The sequence below is a fragment of the Bacillus sp. 275 genome (genome assembly GCF_001999205.1).
Lineage (GTDB): Bacteria > Bacillota > Bacilli > Bacillales > Bacillaceae > Bacillus > Bacillus velezensis.
Genome location: NZ_CP019626.1, coordinates 718,590 through 736,900, shown reverse-complemented (window position 1 = coordinate 736,900; position 18,311 = coordinate 718,590). Strand labels below are relative to the sequence as shown.

Genomic DNA, 18,311 nt, shown 5'->3' with positions numbered 1-18,311 from the left:
CTTTGTTTATTAATAAATTTTTCACATTTGGTTGTTACACTTGTTCAAAGTTAAACAAAAGGAGTGAAAACACAGGTGAAAATGAAAAAACGCGAGATAGACGCAGTCTTCATTCTCATTTTACTCGCTTCCGCATTCTTGAATATGTACAACATCTGGAATGACGATACGGTGAATCCTTATTACACCGCAGCGGTAACGAGTATGCTTCAAAGCTTTCATAATTTCTTTTACGCTTCATTTGACGCAGCCGGGTTTATCACGGTAGATAAACCGCCTGTTACATACCAGATTCAAACGATCAGCGCGCTGATATTCGGTATGCACGGGTGGAGCGTTATCCTGCCTCAGGCATTGGCGGGTGTAGGTTCAGTTCTATTCATGTACTTATTAATAAAGCCGACGTTCGGAAAAACGGCGGCGCGCATCGCCTCATTTGTCATGGCGTGTACACCGATCGCAGTAGCGGTCGCGCGGACGAACAATGTCGATGCTTTACTGGTCTTTTTCCTCTTGTTCGCCACATGGCTTCTCTTTAAAGCGATCAGAAAAGGCAGACTGATCTGGCTTTTGGCGGCATTTTTTGTCGTCGGAGCAGGCTTTAACACAAAAATGCTTCAGGCTTATATGATTTTGCCGGCCTTCTTGCTGTTCTATATGATTGCGGCAAACACCACGATTAAGAAAAAAATCATTTCATTGGTAAGCGCGTTAGCCGTTTTAGCAGCCGTTTCATTGTCATGGCCGCTCATTGTTGACAATATTCCTGCCGGCAAACGGCCATATGTCGGAAGCAGCCAGACAAACTCCGTATTGGAATTGGCTTTCGGATATAACGGGATTCAGCGGCTGACAGGGCAAAGTTCCGGCGGCGGTCAGGGCGGACCGGACGGAAACGCATCGAAAGAGATGTCTTCTTCCGGCGGTTCTTCACAAATGCAAAAACCGCTTGGCCAGTCTTCAAGCAGCAGTTCAGCAAGCGGAGACAAACCACAAAACGGCAGTATGACGGCACCTCCATCTAACGGGAAAATGCCAAGCGGCGGTCAAGGAGGTCCTCCAAGCGGCGGAGGCGGTCCCGGCGGCGGAGGAAAAAGCGGTACAGGCACCGGCTCGAAAATGCAATCAGGTTCAGGAATGTTCGGAACGGGAACTCCTGGTCCGCTGCGCCTTTTCCAATCGGAATTATCTGATCAGATCAGCTGGCTCCTGCCGTTTGCGATTTTTGGAATGGCCGGTTTATTGATCGCCGGGGCGAGAGAAAGAAGACGATTATCAGCAGAACAGAAGGAAACGATCTTTTGGGCAGCGTGGCTTGTGCCGATTGCCGGATTCTTCAGTGTGGCGGAATTTTTCCACCATTATTATCTCATTATGCTGGCGCCTCCGATCGCGGCACTTGTCGGTGCGGGATGGGTCGCACTCGTTCATCTGTACCGCAAGCAGGCGGGATGGAAAACTTGGCTATTGCCGGCCGCTATTCTTGTGACAACCGGATTTGAGCTGTTTATCCTCAGAAACTACAATGATCAAATCGGCGTAGGCTGGAGCATCGGAGCAGGCGTTCTCGGCGCAGTGGCAGCAATCGCCCTGTTCGTATTCAAACAGCGCCAAAAACCGCTAAGTTATTATGTTTCACTTGCAGCCCTTCTCGTCTTGATGGTCATGCCGATTTATTGGGCGAGCACACCGCTTCTGTACGGAGGCAACAGCTCATTGCCTGAAACAGGCCCTCAGCTCGCTTCAACAAGCGGAAAAGGCATGGGAATGGATAACGCATCTGTCAATACAAAACTGATCAACTATTTAGAGAAACACAACGCCGGAGCGGACTATCTATTTGCTGCAACCGATTCCAACACGGCGGCGCCTTACATTATTAAAACGAAAAAAGCGGTCATGGCGATCGGCGGATTCAGCGGGTCTGACCCGGCCATTACGCTGACTCAATTTAAAAAGCTCGTAAAAGAAGGGAAAGTAAAATACTTCTTAACATCCGGAATGGGCAAAGGCGGAAATAACGATATTGTGCAGTGGGTTGAGAAAAACGGAAAGAAAGTATCTTCAGATAAATGGCAATCAAGCACAGATCAGAAAACGAAAAATAGTGATCCGGCTGATACAAAAAGCAGCAAGGCCGCGGGTAAAAACAGCCGAATGAGCGGCGGGCCGGGCGGAATGAATCAATCAGCTTCACTATACGAACTTCAATCTGATGAATAGGAGGAAAAAACATGAGCAGACATATTCAATATTCAATAGTCGTCCCGGTTTATAACGAGGAACCCGTCATTCAGACAACCTATCAGCGCCTGAAAGAAGTCATGGATCAAACAAAAGAGCATTATGAATTGATCTTTGTCAATGATGGAAGCAAAGACCGCAGTATTGAGATTTTAAGAGAGCAAAGTCTGATTGATCCGAGAGTGAAAATTATTGACTTTTCCAGAAACTTCGGACATCAGATCGCGATCACGGCGGGTATGGATTATGCAGAGGGGAATGCAATCGCCGTCATTGACGCCGATTTGCAGGACCCTCCTGAATTAATCCTTGATATGATTGAGCAGTGGAAAGAAGGCTACGATGTGGTGTACGCCGTCAGAACGAAACGAAAGGGAGAAACCTTTTTCAAGAAACAGACGGCCTCTATGTTTTACCGGCTGCTGCGGAGCGTGACTGATATTGATATTCCGCTCGACACCGGAGATTTCCGCCTGCTGGACAGAAAAGTCTGTGATGAGATGAAAAGATTAAAAGAAAAAAATCCTTTTGTCAGAGGACTCGTCAGCTGGGTCGGCTTTAAGCAGACTGCTGTAGAATATGAACGTGATGAGCGGCTTGCGGGGGAAACGAAATACCCGCTTAAAAAAATGCTGAAGCTTTCCATGGACGGGATCACAACGTTCTCTCATAAACCGCTCAAGGCGGCAAGCTATGCGGGAATGATCATGTCCGGAGCGGGTTTTCTCTATATGTTTATCGTTTTATACATGAAGCTGTTTACGAACAGCACCATTACGGGCTGGTCCTCTCTGATTGTGATACAGCTGTTATTCAGCGGCATCGTTCTATTAATGCTCGGAATGATCGGCGAATATATCGGAAGGATTTATGACGAAGCAAAAGACCGTCCGCTCTATATCGTGCAAAAAGCGTACGGCATGAAAAACGAAAAGATTTATCGGGACCAGCATATGTCTTAACCGAAACACCCTGTCCGGCCAGCGGACAGGGTGCTTTTATGTGAAATAAAAGCCGCGGGATGACAGAATGTCCCGCGGCTTTTTTCATTCATCTGCGGCCGGTCTGCGTGTGCAGAGAGCGCATGATCAGTCCGGTTCCCGAAAGTTCAGTAAAATGCTTGCACCCAGCGTCATACCTCAAGCAGCGTTTTGCTGAGGAAGCTGAATGCTCAGCTGCAGCAAGATCAGGCCTGTAACGACCAGCAAAAGTCCTGTTTGTTTCATGTGTAAGTATCCTCCTTTGTACACTAAGTCATACGGTTGATCCAGGCCTAAAGTTTCCGCTGTACATAAAAAATCCAAGGCGGCTGCCTTGGATTTTTGTTAAGAAGATGTTTCTTCTTTTTGAGTCAGTTTCATTTTTTTCGTCATTTCCTTGCCGTTTCTGATAATCTTCACGTCAACGGTGCTGCCGACTTTCGTATTTTTGTAGAGAATATTGCGGAGTTCGCTGCCCGTGCCGGTTTCTTTCCCTTTTAAGCTGATAATGATGTCTTCTGCTTTTAATCCGGCTTTGGCTGCAGGTGAGCCCTGCGCCACTTCGCGAATATAAACGCCTTTATTCAGCTGTTTGCCGAAAAGCCCGAGTGTGCCTTCCTGATAGTTTTGCGGCACTTGTTCCAAGTCGATCATGCTCACGCCGATATAAGGGCGCTCCACCTGTCCTTTCGTGAGAAGCTCTTCGGCGATCGGTTTTACATCGTTGCTCGGGATGGCAAAGCCGATGCCTTCTACATCACTTTCGCTTATTTTCATGCTGTTGATGCCGATGATTTTGCCGTCTGTATTCAAGAGCGGTCCGCCGCTGTTTCCGGGATTGATGGCGGCATCGGTTTGGATGACGTTGATGCTTGACTCACCGGCTGACGTAGAGATCGAGACGGTTCTGTTTAAGCCGCTCACGATGCCTTGTGTGACGGTGCGGGAAAGGTCTTTTCCGAGCGGATCACCGATGGCGATGACGGATTCACCCGTTCTGAGAGCGGATGAGCTGCCGAAACTTGCCGTTTTTGTCACGTGTTTATCACTGATTTCTAAAACGGCCAAGTCTGTCAGAGAGTCGCTGCCGACGAGTTTAGCTGTTACATCGGTGCCGTCATATAATGACACTTTAAGGGAAGAGGCGCCTTCGACCACGTGGTTATTCGTAATGATATACGCTTTGCCGTTTGCTTTCTTAAAAATAACGCCTGAACCCGATCCCGTTTCCGCATCTTCACCCGATGAATTTGAGTTTGAATCTGAGCTTGATCCGAATCCGAATAAATCGGAACTGCTTTGCTGCTTCTGCAGATTGGTGATCCCGACGATCGCCGGTGAAATGTCTTCCACCATATTCGAAATGCTGCTTGAATTTGCCGATGAGCTGTTTGCCGATTTGCCGCTGTCTGATTCAGAAGATGTCTGCTTGGCGGTTACCGATGACGTTTCCTGAGCGGGAGCCGGATTGGAAGTATCTTGAGTCTGATGGTCTCCAAGCGGCGTAAATGTATAGATGCCGAGGGCGAGCCCTCCGCCGATCACTCCGCCGAGAAGCGGTCTGAACCAGCCGAAGCTTCGTTTTTTCTTGTCCTCGTCCGGCGCGGAATATCCGGCCGTCTGCGGGTTTTCTTTTACTAAAAGGACTTCCTGTTCTTTTTGGTCTGTCCGATTTTCATCACGATAGTTATCCATCATGTTCACTCCGTTTCTCTATTTCATCATAGCATGATTTGCCTATTATTACTGACTCCATCTTAAACAAAAAGTGTGGGATAATAATGAAAAGATTGTGGGAAATTGTGAAAAAGATGAAATCGGACGGCGGCGCTTTATATTGACAATTTCCATCGGATTTGAAATAATAAATGAGATATTATGTTCAATCCTTCACATGAAAAGATATGAAAATTCTGTCAAGCTAATGGGGGAAATCTGTTAGCTTTTTCACTTTGTCAAATAGTCAGAAAGGAGCTGTCACATGAAAGAAAAACATCACTGGATCATTTCTCTGCTTGCTGTATTGGCGGTCGGGCCGGGGCTGATGTCGAATACCGCTCTTTCGGCTGTCCAAAGCCTTGTCCGGCAGACGGTCGGCGGGGAAAACTTTGACTCTTTTCATCCGATTATTATCGGTAATATGGCATTTGCCTTATTCGTGCCGGCGGGGCCGTATTTAAGAAAAAGATTCGGCTCCCGGCCTGTCTATATGATTTCGATGGCCGCGGGTGTCATCGGAGCGCTCCTTGCTGCTGTGACAAATGATATTTATCCGCTCGCCGCGGGCCGTTTTTTACAGGGAGCTGCGGCGGGCACTATGCTGATGATTATGATCCCGATGCTGGTGCTTTCGTTTCCGATTGAGCGCCGGAATTACGCATTATTTGTGTTGATCGGCGGATTTTACGGGTCCGTCATTATGGGAACCGTTTTAGGCACGGCGGCGGCAAGCGCCGGCCATTGGCATTGGCTGTTCGGCATTTTTGGCCTGCTGTCTTTTTTCGGCCTCATTTTCAGTTATATGTGGCTGCGGGATGACGCTCATAAAAATGCTGAAAAATCTCCATTTGACGGCATCGGTTTTCTGTTAGCGGGTGTATCAGCCGTGCTGACCGCCTATACATTTATTCATCTGCCGAAATGGGGCTTTTCATCATGGCAGACATTGGCGGGATTTGGAGGAAGCATCGTCATTCTTCTGATCTTGCTGATCATGCAGTACAGAAACGAACATGCGCTGATTTCGATTAAACTTATGCTGATTCCAAAGCCGATTCTGGGTGTTTTCATGATCGCTGCGGGCAGTATTTCCATAGCGGTCAGTCTTTCTGCATTTCACGGGGAGCTTCAGACCGCATATCATATGTCACAAACTCAACTGATATTCCTTTATGCGAGCCTTTTGGGAGGCGTGGCCATCGCCGCTGTCATCAGTGCATTAGCATATGATAAAGTCGGTCCGGGCATGCTCGGCATAACAGGCTCTGTTATACTGGTGTTCGTGAATTTCCAATGGATGACGGCGGATCATCATATACCGCTTATTCTATTTGCGGGGCTTTTCGTGATGCTGGCGGCCGGGACAGGGCTTATTGTGGCAGCCGGACTGATGGGAGCCGCGTTGGGCGGACCGCTTCCGGAACTGGTGAAACGCATGACGGCAGTTCAGTTTTTGAGGCTTTTCATTTATATGGGCGCACCTGTTTTAATAGGGTATTTTACGAAAAGAGATGCTTCCGGCACGCTTCGGGGCGCGCGCGGCACACAATCGCCGCATGACCTGCTGATGGGGACATACAGCGATTTGTTTCTTATTGCTTTCATCTTAAGCTTGCTTTTAGTGTGTTTATCATTTGTCATGAATGCGACCGGCATGGGACATAAGCTGGCGCATAAACCGCATGCCGTCCGTAAGCAGGCGGCTGAACAGCCTTCGCCGCAGGCTCCTGAACCGATCAGGCATCAGGTCATTCCCGATCATGAATACAGAAGTGCGGTCAGACAGTTTCAGCGTCATCATATAAGCAAAAACAGTATGTAACTATTTCTATCAGCAAACCCTTTTCCCGGTGAAAAGGGTTTGTTTTTTCCCATAATGGCAGAATGGTATATTGCATGTTTCATCCTTTTTTAATATAATTTGTTAGAATATTCATAATTTAATATCGAAATTTTAAGTAAAAAAGGAGGCATTACATGAAACTGTATCTATCTGTGGATATGGAAGGGATTTCCGGACTGCCTGATGAAACATTTGTCAATTCCCGCATGCACAATTATGAGCGCGGCAGGGTTCTGATGACCGAAGAAGCAAACTGGTGCATCGCAGAAGCGTTTAATAACGGATGCACGGAAGTGACCGTGAATGACAGCCACTCAAAGATGAATAATCTGCTCGCTGAAAAACTTCACCCTGAGGCAGAGCTGATTACGGGGGATGTCAAGCCGTTTTCCATGATGCAGGGGCTTGATGAATCGTATTCGGGCGTGATGTTTATCGGCTATCATGCGAGAGCGTCGATGCCGGGCGTTATGTCGCACAGCATGATATTCGGCGTCCGCCACTTTTACATAAATGATAAGCCGGTCGGTGAACTGGGGTTAAATGCCTATCTCGCGGGATTTTACGATGTCCCTGTCATTATGGCTGCCGGAGATGATTGCGCCGCAAAAGAGGCGGAGGAGCTGATCCCGAATGTGACGACTGCCGCCGTCAAACAAACCATTTCAAGAACCGCGGTCAAATGCCTGTCCCCTCAAAAAGCTGGACGGCTCCTGACGGAAAAAACAGCCTATGCGCTCAAAAATAAAGATAAGGTCAAACCGCTGACTCCGCCTGAAAGACCTGTATTAGGCATTGAATTTGCCAACTACGGACAGGCTGAATGGGCCCATTTAATGCCGGGCACAGAAATCATCCCGGGAACGACAATCGTTCAATTTCAGGCAAAAGACATGCCGGAAGCCTATCAGGCCATGCTCGTCATGACAGAACTCGCCATGAGAACAACATTCTGTTAAAGGGGTGAACGGCATTGCTGCGGTATTTTATCAAACGTTTTATCGCCATGATTATGACCGTCCTCGTCATCACCGCTCTGACATTTGTCATGATGAAAGTGATACCCGGCTCGCCTTTTAACGAAGAGCGGGGCACAAACGAAGCGGTCCAGCGAAATCTCGAATCCTACTACCATCTGAACGAACCTCTTATCACTCAATACGCCATCTATCTAAAATCCATTCTTACCTTTGATTTCGGTCCTTCAATTAAAAAACCGTCAGACAGTGTAAACGCTATGCTCGAACGCGGGTTTCCGGTCTCATTTGAGCTTGGGATAACGGCGATCATCATCGCTGTGATTTCCGGACTCGCGCTCGGCATAATGGCCGCTCTCAGGCGCGGCGGCTTTCTCGATTATGCGGCCATGAGCCTTGCGGTGCTCGGGATTTCCATTCCGAATTTTATTATGGCTACGCTGCTGATTCAGCAATTTGCGGTTCATCTGAAATGGTTTCCGGCAGCTACCTGGACGAGTCCCGTTCACATGGTCCTGCCGACTGTTGCGCTTGCCGTCGGTCCCATGGCCATTATCGCGAGGCTGACAAGATCAAGCATGGCCGAAGTGCTGACTCAGGATTACATCCGCACGGCAAAAGCAAAGGGGCTTTCTCCCGTCAAAATTGTGATCAAACACGCATTGAAAAATGCTCTTATGCCTGTTGTGACAGTACTCGGGACGCTTGCCGCAAGTATTTTAACGGGCAGTTTCGTCATCGAGAAAATTTTTGCCATACCGGGAATGGGCAAATATTTCGTAGAAAGCATCAATCAGCGAGATTACCCGGTCATCATGGGAACGACCGTATTTTACAGTGTGATTCTGATCGTCCTGCTGTTTCTGGTTGATTTGGCATACGGCCTGTTAGACCCGCGCATAAAACTTCATAAGAAAGGGTGATCCTGATGAATCTCCCGCAAGAAACGGTAAAACACACAGAAGTGCCTGATGACTGGTTTCAGCCGGGTGCGGAAAGAAAGGGTGAAACCGAGTCGGTCAAGCGTCCGAGCCTGTCTTACAGTCAGGATGCGTGGCGGCGGCTTAAAAAGAACAAATTGGCGATGGCCGGCCTTGTGATATTATGCTGCCTGTTTCTATCGGCTGTGTTCGGTCCGCTGATATCACCGCACAGCGTGACAAGGCAGACGCTCGCCGAGCAGAATCTTCCGCCGTCTTTTTCACACTGGTTCGGAACCGATGAACTTGGCCGGGACGTGTTTACAAGAACGTGGTACGGAGCGAGGATCTCTTTATTTGTCGGTGTGATGGCGGCGCTGATCGACTTTTTGATCGGTGTCATCTACGGAGGCGTCGCCGGTTACAAAGGGGGCCGGACAGACAGCGCCATGATGAGAATCATCGAGGTTCTCTACGGATTGCCGTATCTGCTCGTTGTCATTTTGTTAATGGTGCTGATGGGGCCAGGGCTCAGTTCCATTATCGTCGCTTTGACCGTGACGGGATGGGTCGGCATGGCGCGGATTGTCAGAGGGCAGGTGCTGAGGATGAAGCATGATGAACACGTATTGGCTTCGAAAACGTTTGGAGCGAAAACATTTCGGATCATTAAGAAAAATCTGCTGCCGAATACGATGGGAGCCATTATTGTCCAAATGACGCTTACGGTGCCGGCGGCGATTTTTGCGGAATCATTTTTAAGTTTTCTCGGACTCGGCATTCAGGCGCCGTTTGCAAGCTGGGGAGTCATGGCAAACGACGGGCTGCCGGCGATTTTATCAGGCCATTGGTGGCGGCTGTTTTTCCCCGCTTTTTTCATTTCCTTGACGATGTACGCGTTTAACGTACTTGGAGACGGCTTGCAGGATGCGTTAGACCCGAAACTGAGGAGGTAGGAAAAATGGCGCAGCAAGTTCTTTCCGTTCAAAATCTGCATGTTACTTTTTCAACATACGGAGGCACTGTAAAAGCCGTCAGAGGCGTCAGCTTCGATTTATATAAAGGTGAAACGTTTGCGATCGTCGGTGAATCGGGCTGCGGAAAAAGCGTGACGTCACAAGCCGTGATGGGTCTTCTTCCGAAACATTCGGCAAAGATTGAATCCGGAAGCATACAATTTAAACAGAAAGACCTTTGCCAAATGTCGGATCGGGAAATGCGGGGAATCCGGGGGCGCGATATTTCTATGATCTTTCAGGACCCGATGACGGCGCTCAATCCGACTTTGACCATAGGGGATCAGCTCTCAGAAGCGCTGTTGGAACACCGCGCCATGACAAGAAAACAAGCTGAATCCGAAGTTCTCGCCATGCTGGATCTGGTCGGTATCCCGGACTCGAAATCCCGCCTGAAGCAGTACCCCCACCAATTAAGCGGGGGCATGCGGCAGCGGATCGTGATCGCGATGGCTCTGATCTGCGAGCCGGAAATTATGATCGCCGATGAACCGACAACGGCTCTTGATGTGACGATTCAAGCACAAATCCTTGAATTATTTAAGAAGATTCAAAGAAAAACAGGCGTGTCTATTATTCTGATCACGCACGATCTCGGCGTCGTCGCTCAGACCGCCGACAGAGTCGCCGTCATGTATGCGGGGAAAATCGCCGAAATCGGCACGAGGCATGATATTTTTTACCGTCCGGCTCATCCATACACAAAGGGGCTGCTTCGTTCAGTGCCGCGGCTGGATATGGAGGATAGTGAGCTGTCGCCGATTGACGGGACGCCGCCTGATTTATTCGATCCGCCGCCGGGCTGCCCGTTTGCCGCCCGCTGCCCGGACAGGATGATCGTCTGTGAAAAGGTATACCCGGCAACAACCGTGAAATCCAAAAGCCATATCGTCAACTGCTGGCTTCAGGATCACCGTGCAGAGCGGCTGAAGCAGCAGCTGACGGCAGCAGAGGAAAAAGGGGGATTGAAATGAAAAAGAGATGGGCGATCGGTGTGATTGCTGTTGTTTCGTTTGCTCTGATGGGCTGTACAGCCAATGAACAGGCGGGGACAGAACCCGGCAAAGCAAAAGAACAGGGGGGTGAAACGGTGCTGCGGCTCAATAACGAAAATGAGCCGACCTCACTTGATCCGCCGATCGGATTTAATAATGTTTCCTGGCAGCCGCTGAATAACATCATGGAAGGATTGACGAGGCTCGGAAAAGATAATAAGCCCGAACCGGCCATGGCGGAAAGCTGGAAGGTGTCCGCTGATAAGCTGACATATACCTTCAATATCCGGGATAACGCCGAATGGACAAATGGCGATCCCGTTACGGCGGAAGATTTCGTGTACGCCTGGAAACGGATGCTCGATCCGAAAACGGGCGCATCTTCCGCTTTTCTCGGCTATATGATCAAAGGCGGGGAAGAATTTAACAGCGGAAAAGGCAAACAAGAAGACGTGAAAGTCACGGCAAAAGATAAAAAAACGCTTGTCGTCACATTGGCGGCACCGCAGGATTATTTTCTGAGCGTCGTGTCCAATCCGGCGTATTTCCCGATTAATGAGAAGGTCGCCAAGGCTGATCCGAAATGGTTTACTGAAGCAAAAACCTTTGTCGGCAACGGGCCGTTCAAACTGACGGAATGGAAGCATGACGATAGCATGACGATGGTCAAAAACGAGACGTATTGGGATAAAAAGACGGTGAAACTGGATAAAGTCACATGGGCGATGGTCAGTGACCGGAATACCGATTATCAGATGTTCCAGTCGGGGGATTTGGATACCGCCTTTGTGCCGGCAGAGCTGAGCGAGCAGCTGATGGGAGGAAAAAATGTCCGCACGTGGGATCAGGCCGGACTCTATTTCTATCGTTTTAACGTGAAAATGGAGCCGTTTCAAAATGAAAAGATCAGAAAAGCGTTCGCGGCAGCGATTGATCAGAAAGAAATCACGGATTATGTGACCAAAAACAGTGAAAAGCCGGCACATGCCTTTGTATCCCCGGGATTTACTCAGCCTGACGGGAAAGATTTCCGCGAAGCGGGCGGCAGTTTATTAAATCCGGATGATTCAGAAGCCAAAAAACTGCTGGAAAAAGGCATGGCAGAAGAGCATTATGACAAGCTGCCCGCCGTTACATTGACATACAGCACAAAACCGGAGCATAAGAAAATAGCGGAAGCGATTCAGCAGAAGCTCAAAAGTGTGCTCGGTATAGACGTTAAGCTCGCCAATATGGAATGGAACGTCTTTTTAGAAGAGCAGAAAGGACTGAAGTTCCAGTTCTCTCAAAGCTCATTTTTACCGGATTACGCAGATCCGATCAGTTTTCTAGAGGCTTTCCAGACGGATAATTCCATGAACCGCACCGGCTGGGGCAGCGCGGCATACGACGGCTACATCAAGCAGGCAAAACAGGAAGCCGATGCCAAAAAACGTTTTGCGCTCATGCATAAAGCGGAAAAACTGCTCATGAACGAGGCTCCGATCATTCCGATTTACTTTTACAATCAGGTGCATCTGCAGAACAGCGGCGTGAAGGGCATTGTCCGGCACCCCGTCGGTTACATTGATCTGAAGTGGGCGGAAAAGTCCTGATCTTACAGCGGAAACATACGCCGTTCTTTTGCCGTTAAAGGAGCGGCGTGTTTCACTTTTCAATCCGGAAAGGAGATTGAAAAAGTCATGAACCATAAACCGAAAGCACTGCAAAAAGGCGACACGGTCGGTGTGATTGCGCCCGCAAGCCCGCCTGAGAGCGGGACGCTGCAAACCGCGCTGCTGTTTTTAGAGAATGAGCTTGGCCTTCAAGTGAAACTCGGCCGGGCGCTGAAGACCCGTCACGGCTATTTGGCGGGAGAAGACCGGGCGCGTCTCGATGATCTCCATGACATGTTTAGTGATCAGAATGTCAAAGCGGTGATATGCGCGTGCGGAGGATTCGGCACTGGCCGTATTGCCGCCGACATCGATTTCGGATTAATCCGCCGCAATCCGAAAATTTTCTGGGGATACAGTGATATCACGTTTTTACATACCGCCATTCATCAAAATACGGGGCTCGTCACATTTCACGGTCCGATGCTGAGCACAGATGTCGGGCTTGAAAATGCTGATCCCCTGACAAAAGCGTCGTATCATCAGCTTTTTACAGAAACGGAATTTACCTATACGGAGGACATTTCTCCCTTAGAGGTGCTGACAGGCGGAAGGGCCGAGGGAGAGCTTGCAGGCGGCAACTTGTCGCTCATTACGTCCACACTCGGCACGCCGTTTGAAATTGATACAAAAGACAAATTGCTGTTTATCGAGGATATTGATGAGGAGCCGTATCAAATCGACAGAATGCTGAATCAATTAAAGATGGCCGGAAAACTGTCAGACGCAGCCGGAATCCTGGTCTGTGATTTTCACCAATGCGAACCGAAGCATAAAGAAAAGTCGCTTACTTTAGAGCAAGTGCTGAACGATTACATTGTCAAATCAGGGAAGCCCGCGCTCAAAGGCTTTAAAATCGGCCATTGTTCACCGAGCTTCGCCGTTCCGATCGGAGCCCGCGCGGTTATGGATACGGCGGCCAAAGCGGTAACGATTGAATCGGGGGTTTCCGGAAGGGAGTGATCAGGCGTGAGGATTACAGATATTCAAACGGGACGGATGTCCGTGCCGCTGAAAAAGCCGTTTAAGACCGCTTTGCGCACGGTTTACAATGCTGAATCGGTCATTGTGAAGCTCACTTTTGACAACGGTCTGACCGGCTGGGGCGAGGCGCCGCCGACGGTTGTCATTACAGGCGACAGCGCGGCCGGTATTGAAAGCGCCGTCCACGATGTGCTGAAGCCCGCTCTCTTGGGGCGGGGCCTTTCCGGCATGGAAGCCGTTTTGTTTGATATCAGCCGGCTGTTGGAAAGAAATCAAAGCGCAAAAGCCGCGGTGGATATGGCTGTATATGACGGATGGGCGCAAATGCACGGACAGCCGCTTTACCGGCTTCTCGGCGGCTATCGGAATACACTGGAAACAGATTTTACCGTCAGCGTCAATTCTCCTGAGGAGATGGCGGGGGATGCAGACCGTTATGTGAACAAAGGATTTCATATTTTAAAGGTAAAAGTCGGCATAGGTGACATATCGGACGATGTTGCGCGGATTCAGGCGATCAGATCACGTGTCGGCGGAAACGTCAAACTGAGATTGGACGCGAATCAAGGCTGGATGCCGAAAGAAGCCGTGACTGCGATCCGAAAGATGGAAGACGCAGGCCTCGGCATTGAGCTGGTCGAGCAGCCTGTTCACAAAGACGATATCGCCGGGCTGAAGCAGGTCACAGATGCCGTAGACACGCCGATTATGGCGGATGAGAGCGTCTTTACCCCCCGTCAGGCATTTCACGTGCTGCAGACGAGAAGCGCCGATTTAATTAATATTAAGCTGATGAAAGCGGGCGGCATAAAGCAGGCGGAAACAATCAATGCGATGGCGGAAACGTGCGGCGTGGAATGCATGGTCGGCAGCATGATTGAGACCAAGCTCGGCATCACCGCCGCGGCCCATTTTGCCGCGGGCAAACGGAATGTGACGAAGTTTGATTTTGATGCGCCGCTTATGCTGAAAGATGATTTGATTCAAGGCGGCATCACATACAGCGGCAGTCAGATTACGATTCCCGACGAACCGGGTCTCGGCATTACCGGTGTGTCGATACAAGAGGAGGCGAAAAGATGAGAGCAGCCGTTACAGCGGCGGCAGCCAACGTATGGACGCTGCCGTCATCTCCCCGTTCGGATGATGCGCCGATGCTCGAAAACCCGCCGCAGATCAGAAAATGGTTAGCGTCTATGGGATATGAAGAGCGGCTGCAATTATGCACAGACAACCTTGTCCAAACGCAAGCGCTTTTCGGGGAAGAAGTGATCATTCTCAAAGAGGAAGGGGAATGGGCTTTTGTCGCCGTTCCCGGCCAGCCTTCAAACAAGGATGTGCGCGGATATCCGGGGTGGATGAAAAAAAGCCAGCTTTCAAAAGACGGCTTCCATACATCTTCCCCCGCCGTATGGATTACCAAACCGACAGCTATTTTATATCACACAAACGGCGAACCGGACTTGGAAGTAAGTTTCTTAACGCGTCTTCCGGCATCAGGACGTGAGAAAGGCTTTTTCCGGGTGGTGACGCCGCTCGGAGAAAGGTTCGTAAATGAAGCTGACGCAGACGAGTGCCGGCATACGGAAGGACGGGCGGCCGATGTCATCGAAACGGGCATGATGTTTCTCGGGCTTCCGTATTTATGGGGAGGACTGAGCGGTTTCGGGTTTGACTGTTCCGGGTTTATGTATTCGATATTTAAAGCAAACGGCTATACCCTTCCCCGTGATGCAAAGGACCAAGCAAAAGCCGGATGCGGCGCGGCGGTAAACGATATCCTGCCGGCTGACCTTTTGTTTTTCGCCTATGAAGAAGGAAAAGGCGCGATCCACCATGTCGGTTTGGCGCTGGGAGACGGCCGAATGCTGCACTCCCCGAAAACGGGAAAAACAATCGAAGTGCTGTCTTTGGAAGGAACCGTCTATGAAAAAGAATTATGCACCGTACGCCGCTGTATAAGCGAAAAGGGGGAATAGAAAATGACGGCATCTCCGCTCCTTGAAGTCAGCGGGCTGAAAATGCATTTTGACGCAGGAAGAAAGAAAGCCGTAAAAGCAGTCGACGGTGTCAGCTTTCACATTAAAAGAGGGGAAACATTCGGACTTGTCGGAGAATCGGGATGCGGTAAATCGACGCTCGGAAGGGTTATTCTCCGTCTGTATGACCCGACGGCCGGTTCGGTATCATATGAAGGGACGGATATACACCGTGCCGCGGCAGAACAGCGGTCGGTCTTCTTCCGCAAGCTGCAGATGATTTTCCAAGACCCTTACGCCTCGTTAAATCCGCGCCTGACCGTAAGGGAAATTATTATGGAGCCGATGGAAATCCACAATCTTTACAATACAAGAAAAGCCCGTCTGATGATGGCGGATGAACTGCTTGAAGCTGTCGGGCTCCATCCGGATTTCGGCAGCCGGTATCCCCACGAATTCAGCGGCGGACAGAGGCAGAGAATCGGGATTGCCAGAGCGCTCTCTCTGCATCCCGAATTTATCGTGGCGGATGAGCCGATTTCCGCGCTGGATGTGTCGGTACAGGCTCAGGTCGTCAACCTTTTAAAAAGGCTTCAGAAAGAGAAAGGGCTGACATTTTTATTTATCGCTCACGATTTATCAATGGTCAAGCATATCAGCGACCGGATCGGCGTGATGTATTTGGGCCGCATGATGGAAATTACAGAAAGCGCTGCGCTTTACCGGGAACCGCTTCACCCTTATACGAAGGCGCTTTTATCCTCAATCCCGATTCCTGATCCGCTTCTTGAGGACAAGCGTGAACGGATTATTCTGAAAGGGGAGCTGCCGAGCCCCCTTAACCCGCCGAGCGGCTGTGTATTCAGGACGCGGTGTCCTGAAGCGATGGAGCTCTGCGGTAAGATAACGCCTGAGCTTGAAGAAGTGAAGGCGGGGCGTTTTGTCGCCTGCCATTTATACAAAAAAGAAAGCTGACAATATAAAGTCAGCTTTCTTTTTTAATTAAACCTGATGCAGAAATGACACGCAGACCGGATACGGAACCGGAATGTCAGATTGAAGCAGAGTCAATTTGCCCGTTTCCGGGTCGCGTTCAAATAAAACCAGATTTCCCGTTTCTTCGTTTGACGCGACAAGGAATGTCTCGGAAGGGTCAAACGCGAAATCACGCGGCCAGTTGCCTTCTGTCGGCACCCATTCAATAAGAGACAATTCGCCGGAATATTGGTTGATCTTATAGATGGCGATGCTGTCATGTCCGCGGTTGGCGGCATAAAGAAATCTGCCGTCTTTAGATATGCGGATCGCGCTGCCTTGCGATTTGTCCGTAAAGCCTTCAGGCAAAGCGGAAATGACCTGCAGCTCTCTGAATTCACCTAAGGTCGGGTTGTATTCAAGCGCGATGACTTCATTACTGATTTCCGTCATGACATAGGCGTATTTTTCCGCCGGATGGAAAACGATGTGGCGCGGCCCTGAACCCGGTGCGAAAGAGTGAGTTTTCACCTCTGTGAGCGAACCGTTTTTCATTTGGTAAGTATAAAGCGTATCCGTCCCTAAGTCGACGGCTGCAATGTAGTTATGCTCAGGTGTATAGCCTGCGAAATGGGTATGCGGTTTCTCTTGTCTTTCATGAGGACCTGTTCCCGTATGAGCGGCTTCGGCAGCCGGCTCCCGCAGACTTCCGTCTTCATTGACGGGAAAGGCGTGTACTTTTCCGCTGTGGTAATTAGCGGTTAACACATATTCATGTTTATCATCAATGCTGACGTGGCATGGAGACGGGCCTTCAATCAGCTGGTGATTCACAAAAGTTAATTCCCCGCTGTTCTGATGAATCTGATAGGCTGCGACGCCGCCTTTTCCGTCTGCCTTTTCAATGGAATACAGCATGCTGTTATCAGAATTCGGAGTGACGTATGTCGGGTTGCCGAGCTTTGCTGCCAGCTTCGGACGGCTGAGCCGTTTCGCTTCTGTATCAAGTTCAAAACAATAAATGCCTTCGCTTCCGCCTTTTGTATATGTTCCCGCGTATCCTATGTACTTAGCCATTCGGTTTCCCCCTTTAGAGTCTTGTCTTCTCTATATTAACGTATCTTGAAGGAAACTGCCTTGTAAATGTTTAAGATGTTCTGACAAGCGGCAAGGTGCAGCAGCGGAAGGAACCGCCTGATTTAATAATTTCGGAAAACTCGGTTTCAATGACTGTATAACCTCTTTTTCTGAGCTCGCGGTTCGTATGACGGTGCTGCGGCAGGCTGATAATTGTCTGATTGCCGAGTGACAGGATATTCGGACCGAGCGTGAATTGCTCTTCTTCAGGCACTTCTATCATCTCAAAACGTTCGGCGAGAAGATCAATTTCTTTCTGCCGCAAGCCATTTTTGCAGTATAGCGCCTCCGTTTCGGAGATCATATTAAATACACAGTCCAAATGTAAGAAATCCTCCTTGAGAGGAATCGGCACAACCGTCATCTCCGGCAGCGCCTCCCGCAGCTCCCGGACAGCCGCTTTATCCGTGCGCTCGCTCAGTCCGGCGTAAACGGTGCCGTCTGCGATCAAGATGTCGCCGCCTTCAATATTCGCTTTTTTCAGTCGCGTATAAGGGATTTTCTTATTGTCAAGCAAGTCTTGAAACACTTTTTCTTCTCCCTGCCGGACTGAAGCCGCCATGTTTGAAATAAACGCCGTCTCGCCTAATACAAATCCGATATCCCGGGTGAATACCTGCTCAGGCAATGCGGGATCGGCAGGCAGCAGGACGACTTCAATCTGATGAGATCTTAAAATGTCAATAAACTCACTATGCTGTTTGAGGGCAACGGATATGTTAATATTTTCTTGTTTGAAATGTTTCTGCGTTCCGTTAATAATATCCTTGATGGCCATGTGTTCCGGCCGGCATAAGATGACTGTCTGCAAAGCATCAAACTCACTGCGGCAAGCCGGTTTCCGCGTGGATTTGGGAATGGATACGTCCATGTGATATCCTCCTATC

General features: G+C 49.5%; 15 protein-coding genes. 12 read left to right on the top strand and 3 right to left on the bottom strand.

The window, feature by feature from the left end:
- The first annotated feature begins 75 nt into the window (after nt 1-75).
- Together BZ167_RS02995 and BZ167_RS02990 are read left to right on the top strand one after the other, a co-directional pair.
- On the top strand, nt 76-2,223 hold the full coding sequence (locus BZ167_RS02995; protein ID WP_077391934.1) for a glycosyltransferase family 39 protein: 2,148 nt from the start codon (nt 76-78) through the stop codon (nt 2,221-2,223).
- Nucleotides 2,224-2,234: 11 nt separating this feature from the next.
- Nucleotides 2,235-3,206 carry a glycosyltransferase family 2 protein gene (locus tag BZ167_RS02990; protein WP_007407251.1) on the top strand — a complete coding sequence of 324 codons (972 nt, stop codon included), beginning with the start codon at nt 2,235-2,237 and terminating at the stop codon, nt 3,204-3,206.
- A gap of 363 nt (nt 3,207-3,569) precedes the next feature.
- Here the strand turns inward: BZ167_RS02990 and htrA are convergent, their stop codons facing one another.
- Entirely contained in the window at nt 3,570-4,919 is a 1,350-nt protein-coding gene (gene htrA, locus BZ167_RS02985; protein ID WP_007407250.1) for a serine protease HtrA, read from the bottom strand.
- 286 nt (nt 4,920-5,205) lie between these two features.
- On the opposite strand from htrA, the gene BZ167_RS02980 reads away from it, so the two are divergent.
- The 10 genes from BZ167_RS02980 (at nt 5,206) to BZ167_RS02935 (ending at nt 16,287) form a co-directional block, all read left to right on the top strand.
- Complete coding sequence (locus BZ167_RS02980; RefSeq protein ID WP_077391933.1) at nt 5,206-6,765, top strand: MFS transporter; 1,560 nt, start codon at nt 5,206-5,208, stop codon at nt 6,763-6,765.
- Between the two features lie 155 nt (nt 6,766-6,920).
- On the top strand, nt 6,921-7,745 hold the full coding sequence (locus tag BZ167_RS02975) for a M55 family metallopeptidase (RefSeq protein ID WP_007407248.1): 825 nt from the start codon (nt 6,921-6,923) through the stop codon (nt 7,743-7,745).
- Between the two features lie 14 nt (nt 7,746-7,759).
- Nucleotides 7,760-8,686, top strand: a complete 927-nt coding sequence (locus tag BZ167_RS02970) for an ABC transporter permease (protein WP_060675391.1) — start codon at nt 7,760-7,762, stop codon at nt 8,684-8,686.
- 5 nt (nt 8,687-8,691) lie between these two features.
- Nucleotides 8,692-9,639 carry an ABC transporter permease gene (locus BZ167_RS02965; RefSeq protein ID WP_003154782.1) on the top strand — a complete coding sequence of 316 codons (948 nt, stop codon included), beginning with the start codon at nt 8,692-8,694 and terminating at the stop codon, nt 9,637-9,639.
- Nucleotides 9,640-9,644: 5 nt separating this feature from the next.
- A complete protein-coding gene (locus tag BZ167_RS02960; protein ID WP_021493815.1) occupies nt 9,645-10,673 on the top strand; it encodes an ABC transporter ATP-binding protein in 1,029 nt (342 codons plus the stop codon).
- On the top strand, nt 10,670-12,289 hold the full coding sequence (locus BZ167_RS02955; protein WP_031378803.1) for a peptide ABC transporter substrate-binding protein: 1,620 nt from the start codon (nt 10,670-10,672) through the stop codon (nt 12,287-12,289). Before BZ167_RS02960 ends, BZ167_RS02955 begins: the two co-directional genes overlap by 4 nt.
- Before the next feature lie 87 nt (nt 12,290-12,376).
- Complete coding sequence (locus tag BZ167_RS02950) at nt 12,377-13,312, top strand: S66 peptidase family protein (RefSeq protein WP_015417307.1); 936 nt, start codon at nt 12,377-12,379, stop codon at nt 13,310-13,312.
- 36 nt (nt 13,313-13,348) lie between these two features.
- Nucleotides 13,349-14,416 (top strand): dipeptide epimerase, encoded by a 1,068-nt coding sequence (locus BZ167_RS02945; protein ID WP_302931753.1) that lies wholly within the window; start codon nt 13,349-13,351, stop codon nt 14,414-14,416.
- On the top strand, nt 14,413-15,312 hold the full coding sequence (locus BZ167_RS02940; RefSeq protein ID WP_015417309.1) for a C40 family peptidase: 900 nt from the start codon (nt 14,413-14,415) through the stop codon (nt 15,310-15,312). The genes BZ167_RS02945 and BZ167_RS02940 overlap by 4 nt, the downstream gene beginning before the upstream one ends.
- A 3-nt stretch (nt 15,313-15,315) precedes the next feature.
- Nucleotides 15,316-16,287 (top strand): ABC transporter ATP-binding protein, encoded by a 972-nt coding sequence (locus BZ167_RS02935; RefSeq protein WP_007610864.1) that lies wholly within the window; start codon nt 15,316-15,318, stop codon nt 16,285-16,287.
- A 27-nt stretch (nt 16,288-16,314) separates the two neighbouring features.
- Here BZ167_RS02935 and BZ167_RS02930 read toward each other — a convergent pair whose 3' ends face one another.
- Together BZ167_RS02930 and BZ167_RS02925 are read right to left on the bottom strand one after the other, a co-directional pair.
- A complete protein-coding gene (locus BZ167_RS02930; RefSeq protein ID WP_012117380.1) occupies nt 16,315-17,364 on the bottom strand; it encodes a lactonase family protein in 1,050 nt (349 codons plus the stop codon).
- Nucleotides 17,365-17,434: 70 nt separating this feature from the next.
- Entirely contained in the window at nt 17,435-18,295 is an 861-nt protein-coding gene (locus tag BZ167_RS02925) for a dimethylarginine dimethylaminohydrolase family protein (RefSeq protein WP_015417310.1), read from the bottom strand.
- Nucleotides 18,296-18,311: the final 16 nt, after the last annotated feature.